General features: G+C 40.6%; 4 protein-coding genes. All 4 read left to right on the top strand.

From position 1 onward, the window contains the following. The coding region (locus F6K54_RS08735; protein WP_293076554.1) for an SDR family NAD(P)-dependent oxidoreductase at positions 1-4,074 on the top strand (4,074 nt) is incomplete at its 5' end. A 98-nt stretch (positions 4,075-4,172) separates the two neighbouring features. Further along, positions 4,173-12,695, top strand: a complete 8,523-nt coding sequence (locus F6K54_RS08740; RefSeq protein ID WP_293076556.1) for a type I polyketide synthase — start codon at positions 4,173-4,175, stop codon at positions 12,693-12,695. Between the two features lie 30 nt (positions 12,696-12,725). After that, entirely contained in the window at positions 12,726-12,986 is a 261-nt protein-coding gene (locus F6K54_RS08745; protein ID WP_293076558.1) for an acyl carrier protein, read from the top strand. Between the two features lie 20 nt (positions 12,987-13,006). Next, positions 13,007-14,230, top strand: a complete 1,224-nt coding sequence (locus F6K54_RS08750) for a beta-ketoacyl synthase N-terminal-like domain-containing protein (RefSeq protein WP_293076560.1) — start codon at positions 13,007-13,009, stop codon at positions 14,228-14,230. Positions 14,231-14,233: the final 3 nt, after the last annotated feature.

The raw sequence follows: 14,233 nt of genomic DNA on the forward strand, positions 1-14,233 counted from the left end.
GGTAAACTACTACCACCAGATTTCCTCATACCTCCTATACAAATCAACCAAAAATTAACTCCTACTCTGACAGAATTAGTAACTCAAGTAGATAATGAAACAACAGCGTCTTTTGAAACAAGCTTAGAAGAATTAAGCAGAGATTATATAGTACAAGCATTACAGTCAATGAGTTGGTCATACAAACCAACAGAAAGCTTTGCATTTGATGTAGCAGCCCAAAAATTAGGTATAGTTCCTACCCATCGACCACTGTTTAAGCGTTTGCTGCAAATATTAACAGAGTCAGGAATACTCAACTCAAAGAATCAGCAGTGGGAAGTATCACAAACCTTAGCTGAAGTCAAGCCTACGGAAAAAATCAGCAGTTTACAGAAGAAATATCCAGAAGAAACAGCAGCATTGACACTACTCTCTCGTTGTGGGTCTAAACTAAGTGGGGTATTACGAGGAGCAATAGACCCAGTAGAGTTAGTGTTCCCCCAAGGAGATTTGACAGCAGCGACTCAACTTTATGAAGACTCAACAGTAGCAAAAGTGATGAACACAATAGTAGAAAGAACCATCACCAAAGCTATAGAAAAATTACCCAAAAGCCGAGGAATCAGGTTGTTAGAAATAGGAGGGGGAACAGGAGGGACTACAAGCTATATCCTACCTCATCTAACTCCTCAGCAAACCGAATATACATTCACGGATATAGGGGCATTATTTACAACGAAAGCTCAAGAGAAATTCCGGGATTATAAGTTCATAAAGTATCAAACTTTAGACATAGAAGTAGACCCGACAACTCAAGGATTTGAGGCTCATCAATATGATGTAATTATTGCAGCTAATGTACTTCATGCAACGACAGATATGAAGCAGACATTATCTCATGTGCGAGAACTGTTAGCAGATGGGGGAATGTTGGTGTTATCTGAAGCAACAGCTAAAACAATATGGATAGATTTAGTATTTGGGTTGTTAGAAGGATGGTGGAAATTCAGGGATTATGAATTACGACCAGATTATCCTTTGTTGAGTCGTGAAAAATGGCATCATGTATTGAGAGAAACGGGTTTTACTGAAGTAGTTACTATGCCAGAAGTGGAGGGAATGGCAGAAACCTTGTCAGCACAAACAGTAATTGTAGCTAAAAGCTCTCAAAGGAAGTTAGAACAAAGGAATGATGATTCTAAGAGTTGGTTGATACTGGCAGACAAAAAGGGAGTAGGGCAACAGTTAGCGACCGTACTCCGCTCAGTAGGAGAGGTTTGTACTTTAGTATTTGCGGGAGAAAGGTATCAACAGATAGCTCCGGGAGAGTTTACTATTAATCCTAATCAAGCTAAAGATTTTGAGGAGGTAATAGAGACAGTGGCGCTTAAGTCACCATCATTGTATGGAGTGGTACAATGTTGGACGACTGAAGCGGGAGTGGGGAATGGGATTAATTCTGAGGAGTTAGGAAGTTTATCGAAGTTAGGGTGTGGCACAACTCTATCTTTAGTACAAGCATTGGTGAAAGGCGGGTTATCAACTGTCCCTCGATTATGGTTGGTGACAAATGGTGCTCAGGCGGTGCCGAATAATCATCCGGTGATACCAGGAGTAGCTCAATCTTCGGTATGGGGAATGGGGAAAGTGATTAGCTGGGAACATCCAGAGTTGAACTGTACTCGTATAGATTTGGACCCAGAGGAGACTTTAGAGGGTAAAGTTGATGGGCTATTTAAAGAAATTTGGTCGGAGGATAGGGAAGACCAGGTAGCATGGCGTGGGGATAGTCGTTATGTAGCTCGGTTGGTGGGTAGTCGTTATCGGCAACCAGTAGCACAAAAGTTGGTTGCATCACAACCATTCAAACTAGGAAGTTCCCAGAAGGGTAGTTTGGATAACTTAATCCTAGAGCCAGTTACGAGACGTTCGCCAGGAACAGGAGAAGTAGAGATTAGAGTGAAGGCAACAGGATTGAATTTTCTAGATGTAGTATCTGCATTAGGATTAGTTCCTCAGCAAGTAGATGGAATGTCTCAAAAACACTTAGTAGAGATGGACAGTTTTGGTGGGGAGTGTGCCGGTGAAGTAGTAGCTGTAGGGTCAGAAGTCAGAGATTTTCAAGTGGGTGACTTAGTTATGGCTATGGCTCAAGGCAGTTTGAGTAAGTATGTAACTGTTGATACTACCTATGTGGCGCTCAAGCCAGAAAATCTGAGCTTTGAAGAAGCAGCATCTATTCCAGCTAATTTTTTAACAGCTTATTACGCTTTGCATCATGTGGCTAAGATTAAGGATGGGGAGCGCATTCTGATCCATGCTGGAGCCGGAGGGACTGGAATGGCAGCGATTAAAATTGCACAGCAGCTAGGAGCTGAGGTTTTGGCTACAGCAAGTCCGCCCAAATGGGAGGCATTACGAAATCTGGGTGTGAAACATATTATGAATTCCCGGACATTAGAATTTGCTGACCAGGTGATGGAAATAACTCAAGGTCAAGGAGTTGATATTGTACTCAACTCCCTGACTTCTGGGGAATTTATTAGCAAGAGTATGTCAGTAGTAACTCAGGGTGGTCGGTTTGTGGAAATCGCTAAGCGCGGAGTATGGTCTTCCAGCCAAGTAGCAGCAGTCAGACCGGATGTATCTTATTTTGTGGTAGATTTACTTAAAGAGTCAATAGAGCAACCGGGATTAATCAATTCTATGTTGCAAGGGTTGAAAGAGGAATTTGGCAATGGTTTACTACAACCACCACCAATAAAGGTATTTCCAATAGAGGAAGTCATTGATGCCTTCCGTTATATGCAGCAAGCTAAACATATAGGTAAGATTGTTGTAACTCAAACACAACCTGATGCTAGGACTAAAAAGTCTTTAAGTTTCCGTTCTGGAGCAAGCTATTTGATTACAGGAGGTATGGGAGGTTTGGGTTTACTGGTAGCAAATTGGATGGTGTCAAAGGGGGCTAAACATCTAATCTTGTTGGGACGCCGTTCACCGGATGATACTGCTATCAAAAAAATAACCGAGTTAGAAATGGCAGGAGCAGAAGTGGTAGTGGAAAAAGCCGATGTATCTGATGGGGAATCGATGAGAGGTGTATGGCAGAGAATAGAGGAGTCAAAGAGATCCTTAGGAGGAGTGATTCATTCGGCGGGGATGTTATCAGATGGAGTGCTGCAAAACCAGACTTGGTCTAGTTTTGAACGGGTGATAGCACCGAAAGTGCAGGGTGCTTGGCATTTGCATCAATTGAGTCTTAATCAATCATTGGACTTTTTTGTGCTGTTTTCTTCGGCAGCATCTCTGTTGGGTTCATCTGGTCAGGGAAATCATTCTGCAGCTAATGCTTTTCTTGATGGTTTGGCTCATTATCGTCGAACTATGGGATTACCGGGATTGAGTATTCATTGGGGAGCAGTTTCTCAAGTGGGAGAGGCGGCTGAAAGGGGTGCAGATGTGAGGGCAAGTCAGCAGGGGATGGGTGTAATATCTCCGGCTCAGGTATTGGAGTCTTTAGAGCTATTGATGAGTGGTTCGGATGTGGAAGTAGGGGTAGTGCCTATTGAGTGGTCTCTGTGGCAGGAGAAAGTGACGCAGTGGGCGTTTTTAGAGGATTGGCAGGAAACTATATTGGAGGTAGCTAAACCATCGAAGTCAGATTTTCTATTAAAGTTGGAGGCTACACCACCTAATGAGCGTCGCTTGTTGTTGGTGGCTCATGTGCGTCGTCAGGTGGCTCAAGTATTGGGGATTAGTCATGCTGAATCAATTGCAATGGATACAGGGTTTTTTGATTTGGGTATGGATTCTTTGACTTCTGTGGAGTTGAGGAATAAATTGCAAAGTAGTTTGAAGTGTTCGGTACCTTCGACTCTGGCTTTTGATTATCCAAAGCTTAATAAGCTAGTAGATTACTTGGCCCAAGAATTAAGTTTAATAGATGTTCAACAAGAGGAGACTGAGTTGCGATCGCCTGACTTATATAAAGAAAAGTCATCCGAGTTATCAGAGCCTAGACCACTGACAGAAGTTGAATTAGAAGTATCAGTTATTGAAGCAATTGAAAAATTAGAAAAATTCATCTAAACCATTTTTATACTTTAGACAATAAAACTCAACAATCCAACACACATTACTTCTATTTACTAATTCCAAAACTACAACTATAGCGTAATCAAAACAAAATGAATCCAAAAGAAACACAAAAAAAACAACAATTAAATTCTCCTTTAGATTTAGAAAGAGCACTTAAAGCTCTCAACAAGGCATACTCCAAACTAGAAAAATACGAAAATCAAAACAAGGAAGCCATCGCTATTATTGGAATGGGTTGCCGTCTTCCAGGAGGCCCTTCTACCCCAGAAGCCTTCTGGGAACTTTTACAAAACGGAGTAGATGCGATTACAGAAGTGCCAGCAGACCGATGGCCTATTAACAAGTATTACGACTCCGACCCTACCGCTCCCGGTAAAATGTATACTCGTTATGGAGGCTTCATAGAGGGAATACAAGAGTTTGATGCTAATTTCTTTGGTATTTCTCCGAAAGAAACAGTTCATCTAGACCCTCAACAGCGATTACTTCTAGAAGTGAGTTGGGAAGCTTTAGAGCGTTCAGGAATAAATTATCAAAAACTTACAGGAAGCTCTACTGGTGTCTTTGTTGGCATTTGTAGTAATGACTATACTCAAAAGATATTAAATCAAGGCTTTGAACAAATTGATGCCTATATAGCTTCAGGAAATAGTCACAGTACAGCATCAGGAAGAATTTCTTACCTTCTGGGGCTAAAAGGACCGAGTTTGGCAGTAGATACAGCTTGTTCTTCTTCCCTAGTGAGTATCCATTTAGCTACGACCAGTTTAAGAAATAGAGAGTGTAATTTAGCTCTAGCGGGAGGAGTAAATGCATTAATATCTCCAGAATTTAGCATCAATTTTTCTAAGGCCAGAATGTTATCTGCCGATGGTCGATGCAAAACTTTTGATGCTACTGCAGATGGATTTGTCCGTGGTGAAGGATGTGGTATGGTCATACTTAAGCGTTTTTCTGATGCTGTAGCCGATGGGGATAATATTCTGGCTGTGATTCGTGGAACTGCCATTAACCAAGATGGTGATACCAGTGGATTGACTGTACCTAATGGGCCATCCCAGCAAGCAGTGATTGGTCAAGCCTTGGAAAATGGAGGAGTAGACCCAGCTAGTATTAGTTATATAGAAGCTCATGGCACAGGCACATCTTTGGGAGACCCTATTGAAGTGGGAGCAATAGGAACGGTATTTGGCAAAACTCACTCTCAAGAGCAACCTGTAATCATTGGTTCAGCCAAGACTAATATTGGTCATTTGGAGGGAGCAGCAGGAATTGCCGGTTTGATGAAGGTAGTATTGCAACTGCAAAATCAGAAAATCGCCCCATCACTGCATTTGAATCAGCCAAATCCCTATATTAATTGGGACCAATTACCGGTACAAGTCGCGACTAAGCTGACCTCTTGGCAGACAAATGCTAAAAGTCGCATAGCAGGGGTTAGTTCTTTTGGTTTTAGCGGCACTAATGCTCATGTAGTTATAGAAGAAGCTCCCTCCAAAGTCAAAATTCAGAATAATGTTGAACGTCCAATTCATCTCTTAACTCTGTCAGGGAAAACAGAAAAGGCTCTGGAAGATTTAGTCAGTAGTTATCAAAATTATCTAGAAACTAATCCCGAGTTACCCCTAGCAGATATATGTTATACAGCCTCCACAGGTAGAGCCCATTTTAATCATCGACTAGGGGTGATTGCATCTGAGCCCAAGGAATTAATGGAGAAACTGCTTGGGTGGAAAACTGAGTCAGAATTAGTAGGAGTATTTAAGGGACTTCCAAATAGTGAAAGTCCCAAAATAGCATTCCTATTTACAGGTCAAGGTTCCCAGTATATAAATATGGGGAGACAACTGTATGAACAAGCACCAACTTTCCGTCAAGCTTTAGAGGAATGTGCTCAAATTCTCAAACCCTATCTGGAAACATCTATATTGGAAATCATCCACCCTGAAGCTCCAGAAAACTCAAGTACTTTAGACCAAACAGCCTACACCCAACCTGCCATATTTGCCCTGGAATACGCCCTGTTTAAATTATGGTCTACCTGGGGAATCAAACCCAATGTAGTCATGGGTCACAGCGTCGGAGAATATGTAGCAGCTTGCATTGCCGGAGTATTTAGCCTAGAAGACGGTCTCAAACTAATAGCCATGCGAGGAAAGTTGATGCAAAAATTACCCTCCGGTGGTGAGATGGTATCCGTAATGGCATCAGAATCTCAGGTAACAGAGGCTATAAAAGAATATACTTCCCAAGTAACAATAGCAGCAGTTAACGGACCAGAAAGTATCGTAATTTCAGGTGAGAGTGGAGCTATAACAAATATTTGTAATTTTTTTGAATTAGAAGGAGTCAAAACCAAACAATTACAAGTATCCCATGCATTCCATTCCCCATTGATGGAACCAATGTTAACAGAATTTGAAGCAGTAGCCAAAGAAATCACCTATAATCAACCAAAAATACCACTAATATCAAATGTTACAGGTACTGAAGTAGGTGCAGAAATAACCACTGCTGAATATTGGGTGGGTCATGTGCGTCAACCAGTAAAATTTGCCCAGAGTATGAAAACTCTGGAAGAGCAAGGATATGAAAGCTTCCTGGAGATAGGACCCAAACCAATATTGTTATCCATGGGAAGGCAATGTGTAACAGAAGATATGGGAGAATGGCTGCCCTCATTACGTCCTGGAGTGGATGAATGGCAACAAATGCTATCAAGCCTAGGAAAATTGTATGTACAGGGAGCCAAAATAGATTGGTCAGGATTTGACTCTGACTATAGTCGTCAGAAAGTAGCATTGCCCACATATCCATTCCAACGGGAACGTTATTGGGTGGAAACAACAGAAAACAAACAGAAACAACATCAAAACACAGACAATATTCAACAAACTCCCATTTTCCAACTACTCACCCAAGGAAACACAGAAACCCTCACCCAACAACTAGAAACAACAGGCAAGCTTTCATCAGAAAAACTGAAACTCTTACCAGAACTATTAGAGATATTAGCCCAACAACATCAAGAACAACTAACAGCAGCAACCATCAAAAACTGGTTCTACGAAATTCAGTGGCGACCCCTCACTCAAACCAACTCCAACACAAACATTCAACCAAGTCATTGGTTAATCTTGGCTGATACCACAGGAGTAGCCGAAAAACTTGCCCAAAAATTACAACAACAGGGTCACGAATACAGCTTAGTTTATCGAGGCGAGAACTATCAAAAACCAACAGCAAATACTTATCAACTCAACCCTCATATTCCCCAAGAATTTGAACAACTGTATCAAGAAATTCAACAAAATACTCAAACTCCCATTACGACGTTAATTCATTTGTGGAGTTTAGACGCTCCCGACTCAAAAGACTTAACCCTTGAAACCTTAGAATCAAGCCAAATCTGGGGATGTGGCAGCGTAGTGCACCTGTTACAAACCCTACTCAAAAACCCCAGGGTTCCCGAACTGTGGTTAATAACCCGTGGTTCCCAGTCAGTATTATCCAACACAGAAAATCAGATAACAGGACTAGCAGCCTCACCATTGTGGGGATTAGGTCGAGTAGTGTCTAATGAACATCCCCAATTATGGGGAGGACTAATAGATCTGGACCCACAAAGTCCAGCAGCAGACGAGACAGAAATGTTATGGCAATTATTAGTTAACCAACAAGAAGAAGATCATCTAGCCTTACGAGGTAAAAACACCTATGTAGCTCGTCTAGTTGACAAAGATACTCCAGAATTTGCTCAACCCCTATCCTTATCATCAGATGGTAGTTACCTAATAACAGGAGGGTTAGGAGCTTTAGGATTACATACAGCCCAATGGTTGGTGGAAAAAGGAGCGAAAAATATTGTTTTAACAGGACGTCGCCCTCCCACAGAAAAAGTGACCGAGTCCCTAAAACAATTAGAAGAAAAAGGATGCCAAGTGAGAGTGTTGTTAGGGGATGTTGCTGTTGAAGCAGAGCTAGAGAAAATTCTGGAACAAATTCAGACATCAATGCCAACACTCAAAGGCATAATTCAGTCAGCCGGAGTGCTAGATGATGGAACCATACAACAAATGAATTGGGAACGTTTTGCCAAAGTCATGTCGCCAAAGGTAATAGGAACTTGGCACTTACATAAATTAACCCAAAATCTGCCATTAGATTTCTTTGTCTGTTTCTCATCAATAGCTTCGATGTTGGGGTCCCTGGGTCAAGGAAACTATGCTGCAGCCAACGCCTTTATGGATGCTTTAGCGAGTTATCGTCGCAGCCAAGGATTATCAGGACTAGCCATTAATTGGGGAGCCTGGGCATCAGAGGGCATGGCGGCTCGTTTAGCAGTGGAGCATCAAAATAGGATGCACAACAGTGGGATAACTGAAATAGCCCCCAAAGAAGGAAAGTATGCCTTAGATTTACTGTTAACCAAGAAATCGGCTACAGCTCAGGTAGGAGTAGCAGGTATACAGTGGCAGGTACTGGCAGAAAGTTGGAGTGGTATCAAAATCAATTCATTACTAAGAGAATTATTACAGCAAGAGGAATGGTTGGAACAAGATACACGGAAACAGAAAGTCAAAGGCGAATTTTTAGCAAAATTAGAGGAAGCATCAAATGAGAAACGTCAAGAAATTTTAATCGAATACATTCGAGGGGAGGTAGCTCAGGTACTAGGTTTCAGTTCGTCTAAATTACCAGAAGTGAATGTAGGCTTGATGGAAATGGGAATGGACTCTTTGATGACAGTAGAATTAAAAAATCGACTGCAAAATCAACTAGGAACCAAGTTACCTGAGACAATAGCCATCGAATATCCAACCATTGCCAAATTATCTTTATATATAGAGGAATTAATGGGATGGAATACAACAGAAAGTGACCCATCCTCTGAAGAAACCGAAACCCAATTGATGATGGAGCGCTCAAGAAGTGAAGCAATAGCCATCATCGGCATAGGCTGTAGATTTCCCGGAAATGCCAACACACCAGAAAGCTTCTGGGAATTGTTATCCAATGGCAAAGACTCCATTACAGAGATTCCCCTAGAACGTTGGGATCTAGATTCCTACTACGACCCCAACCCTGATACTCCAGGGAAAATGTATATCCGTCACGCAGCATTAGTAGAAAAAGTAGATCAGTTCGACCCACGATTTTTTGGAATCTCTAACCGAGAAGCTTATAGTCTTGATCCACAGCAACGCTTCATTTTGGAAGTAACTTGGGAAGCTTTAGAAAGAGCTGGTATTAACCCTCAACAATTAGAAAACACTCAGACAGGGGTGTTCCTGGGTATCGGTCAAAATGATTACGCGAATTTAGGTTTTCACCAAGCAGCCGAAGATATAAGCCCTTACGATGCTACAGGAAATTTGTTTTGTTTTGTAGCAGGTAGGTTATCTTACTTTTTAGGAACGCAAGGTCCATCAATGGCAATAGATACAGCTTGTTCATCATCTCTAGTAGCTATCCATGAAGCTTGTGAGAGTCTGCGTCAGGGTGAGTCCAACTTGGCTTTGGCTGGAGGAGTTCAACTAATTCTCTCTCCCGAAGTAACAACCGCACTATCAAGATTAAAGGCTCTAGCACCTGATGGTAAGTGTAAAACTTTTGATGCTGCTGCAGATGGTTTTGGTAGGGGAGAGGGATGTGGCATTGTGGTACTGAAGCGTTTGTCGGATGCGCTCAAGGATGGGGACAGGATATCAGCAGTAATTCCTGGTTCGGCTGTTAACCATGATGGACCAAGTAGCGGAATGACAGTACCGAATAAACTGGCTCAGGAAAAACTGATTCAGAAAGCTCTCAAAGCAGCCAAGGTAAAACCGTTACAAGTGAGTTATGTGGAAGCTCATGGTACAGGAACTTCTCTAGGAGATCCTATGGAAGTGAGAGCTTTAGCTAGGGTGTTTGAGGAGGGACGTGATCAGGAAAATCCATTGAACATCGGTTCAGTTAAAACTAATATCGGTCATCTGGAAGCAGCAGCTGGAATAGCAGGTATGATTAAGGTGATTTTGCAATTGCAACATCAGAAAATTGTGCCTCATCTGCATTTTGCTAATCCTAACCCTTATATTGATTGGGAAAATATGCCTTTGAAGGTACCCACTCAACTGACTCCTTGGTTGTCCAAGGGGGAGAAAAGGATGGCAGGAGTTAGTTCTTTTGGTATGAGTGGTACGAATGCTCATATAGTTTTAGAAGAGGCTCCTATTGAAGTCAGAAGTCAGAAGTCAGAAGTCAGAAGTGAAGAATATCTAGAACGTCCGGTTCATATACTAACTCTGTCGGCCAAGACTGAAAAAGCACTAGAAGATTTAGTTAATAGTTATGAAAGTTATTTAGAAGCCGAAAATAATGATAATTATTTAGGGGATATTTGCTACACAACCAACATCGGGAGAGCAAAATTTGACCACAGATTAGCAGTGGTTACTTCTGATAAACAAGAGTTAGTAGAGAAACTCAAACAATATAAACAAGGTGAGAATGTTGCTGGAATCTTTTCAGGAAAACAAATAAGTGAAACTAGAACAAAAATAGCCTTTATATTTACTGGTCAAGGTTCTCAATATCTGCAAATGGGAAGGCAGTTATACGAAACTCAACCCACTTTCCATAAAATTATTGACCAGTGTAGTGAAATGCTGGTAAACTCTCTAGAGGTTTCTTTATTAGATATACTTTATCCAGTTGAGATTAAAGATGAAAGTTCGACTTTGATAGACCAAACAGCTTATACTCAACCCGCTATATTTGCCCTTGAATATGCCCTAGCTAAATTATGGGAATCATGGGGTATAAAGCCAGATGTGGTGATGGGTCACAGTGTAGGAGAATATGTGGCAGCAACAGTAGCAGGGGTATTTAGTTTAGAAGATGGTTTAAAATTAATAGCCATGCGGGGACAGTTGATGCAAAAGTTACCCTCCGGAGGTCAGATGGCATCTATAATGGCATCAGAATCTCAGGTAATAGAGGCGATAAAAGAATATAGTTCCCAAGTAACAATAGCAGCAGTTAATGGACCAGAAAGTATAGTAATTTCAGGTGAGAGTCCAGCCATAGCAAGTATCTGTAGTCAATTTGAATCCGTTGGAGTCAAGACAAAGGCGCTACAAGTATCTCATGCTTTCCATTCCCCATTGATGGAACCAATGTTAACAGAATTTGAAACAGTGGCCACAGAAATCACCTATAATCAACCAAAAATACCACTAATATCAAATGTTACTGGTCAAGAAGTAGGTGGAGAAATAACCACTGCTGAATATTGGGTGAGTCATGTGCGTCAACCAGTAAGATTTGCGGAAGGGATGGAAACTTTACACAAACAAGGTGCTGAAATTTTCCTAGAAATAGGATCAAAACCGATACTGTTAGGTATGGCTCGTGAGTGTCTCATGGGAGAAAAAAAACTATGGTTGCCCAGTTTACGTTCAGGAAAACCAGACTGGTTACAAATACTACAAAGTCTGGCTCAATTGTATGTACGGGGAATAAAAATTGATTGGTTAGGATTTGATCAGGATTATTTCCGTAATAAGCTAGAGTTACCAACATATCCTTGGCAACGAAAAAGGTATTGGAGAACAGATATTAGACAACGGAAAAGTCAAGACAAAAAGAGCATAACATCTGAAAAAAAAGTACAACTTGATGGAGTAAATATTCAACTCAAGGAAATACAAATGAACGACAAAATATTACAGCAACCAAAACTAAAATTATCAGATCCAGAATCACTATATTTATCGAATGCTGAATCAACTATAGAGGTTCCAACAAAAGCAGTTCAAGTAAAACCTGCAGCTGATATTGAATCTGAAAATATAACTCAATTGAATAGCCTTGATAGAGATGTGACTCAAATCAGAGAAACCCTCAAAGAAAGTTTGGCAGATGCTTTATATGCAGATATAAGTGAAATTGAAGAAGACAAAAAGTTTGTTGATTTAGGTTTAGATTCTATTGTGGGAGTAGAATGGATAACTAACATCAATAAAATCTACAATTTAAATATAAAAGCCACTAAAGTATACGATTACCCTACCTTACAATATTTTTCCAAATATATTGCTCAAATCCTATCAACTAATAGTATAAATATTGATGTGGAGCGATCGCCATCTTACTCAAGTGAAGCAAGCATTAGCAAGCAATCTCAACTAACTGATACCCAGAGCAATTTCTCACAAGTCAAGGAAATTTTGAAACAACAATTAGCAGATGCTCTGTATGCGGATATTAGTGAAATTGAAGAAAACAAGAAGTTTGTTGATTTAGGTTTAGATTCTATTGTTGGAGTAGAATGGATAACTAATATCAATAAAACCTACAATTTGAATATCAAAGCCACTAAAATATACGACTACCCTACCTTATTAGATTTCGCCAAATATATTAACCAGGAAATTTCTTCTACAGGAGGAAGTAGATTTTCAACGGAGCATAAAGAATCTAGTCAAAAAGACTATTTGTCTGGAGATTCGCCAGAGGAAATGACACAAAAATTACGCTCAATATTGAAGAAAGTGGCCAATAAAGAATTAACAGTCCAGGAAGGAAATAAAATGATTCAACAAATAAAAAATAAATTAAAGTAAAAATATACTATAATTTTTCAGGAAAATTTTATGAATAAAGAGCAAATATTTAATATAATTAAAAGATATACTTGTGAAATAGCACCAGAATTAGAAAAAGTACCCATAGCACCAACTGATAGCCTAAAAAACCTAGGCATTGATTCAGTAAATAGGGCAGAAATTATAATGATGGTGATGGAAGAGTTATCCTTAAATATCCCACGCATAGAATTAGCGGGATCCAAAAATATAGGAGAACTGGCTGATATATTTGCAGAGAAATTAGAAAAAGTAAATCACGGGAATTAACAAAACTAAAGGGTGCATCAATGAGTAACATAGAAATAACAGGTATGGGCATTGTTAGTTCCATTGGTCAAGGAGTTGCTACTTTTAAAGAAGCTCTGTTATCAGGGAAAACTCAATTTGCTTATCTAAAACAGCCAGGACGTGAAAGCATCAAACCATTTATTGGTGCCGAAATTCCCGATATTGACGCCAAAACCCTATTTCCTGAGTACAGTGGACTGTTACGTACTGCTACTAAGAGCGCCCAAGTTGCAATAGTAGCTGTCGCTGAAGCCTGGCAAGATGCTCAACTCACCTCCAGCCAAGTTAACCCAGAACGAGTAGGATTAGTTGTAGGTGGTTCAAATTTACAACAACGTTATCAGCAGCAAACCTGGCAACGTTATCACTCACGTCAGGAGTTTATACGACCAACTTATGGTCTGACCTTTTGGGATACAGATATATTAGGTCTGATTTCCCAGTGTTTTCAGATTCAAGGTGAGGGCTATAGTGTAGGTGGAGCTTCGGCCAGCGGAGCAGTTGCTATAATTCATGCTGCTCGTCAAATTTTAATGGGGAACAGTGATATTTGCATTGCTCTGGGAGCTTTATCCGATCTATCAGGGTATGAATTCCAAGCACTAATGAATTTAGGTGCAATGGGGAGCGAACGTTTTGCCGATCGCCCAAACCTTGCTTGTAGGCCATTTGACCAAGACCATGATGGCTTTATTTATGGAGAGGGTTGTGGAGCAGTGATTTTAGAGAGAACTGACCGCGCTCAACAACGGGGCGCTCAATCCCATGGCCAACTTAAGGGTTGGGGATTAGCTTTAGATGGGAACCGTAGTCCCGAACCTTCCCAAAAAGGGGAAGAACGGGCTATAAATACTGCTTTAGCCATGGCAGACCTTCAGCCAGAGAGTATTGATTATGTGAATACCCACGGTACTGGTTCCCCCCTTGGCGACAAAACAGAAGTGGCAGCTTTCAAATCAGTAGGACTTCAGCATTGCCTACTTAATTCAACAAAATCTTTAATAGGCCACTGCTTAACTGCTGCTGGTGTAGTGGAAGCGATCGCCACCATATTACAAATGAAGTTTGGTTTTTGTCATCCAACTAAAAATTTAGTTAATCCTATTGATACCAGTCTCAATTGGGTGAAAGAAACTTCTGTTCAAGCTGAGATTAAATATGCTATCAGCAACAGTTTTGGTTTTGGGGGTATCAATACAGCTTTATTAATTGGACAGGAGTAAACT

It is taken from the genome of Okeania sp. SIO3B5, from assembly GCF_010692555.1.
GTDB lineage: Bacteria > Cyanobacteriota > Cyanobacteriia > Cyanobacteriales > Microcoleaceae > Okeania.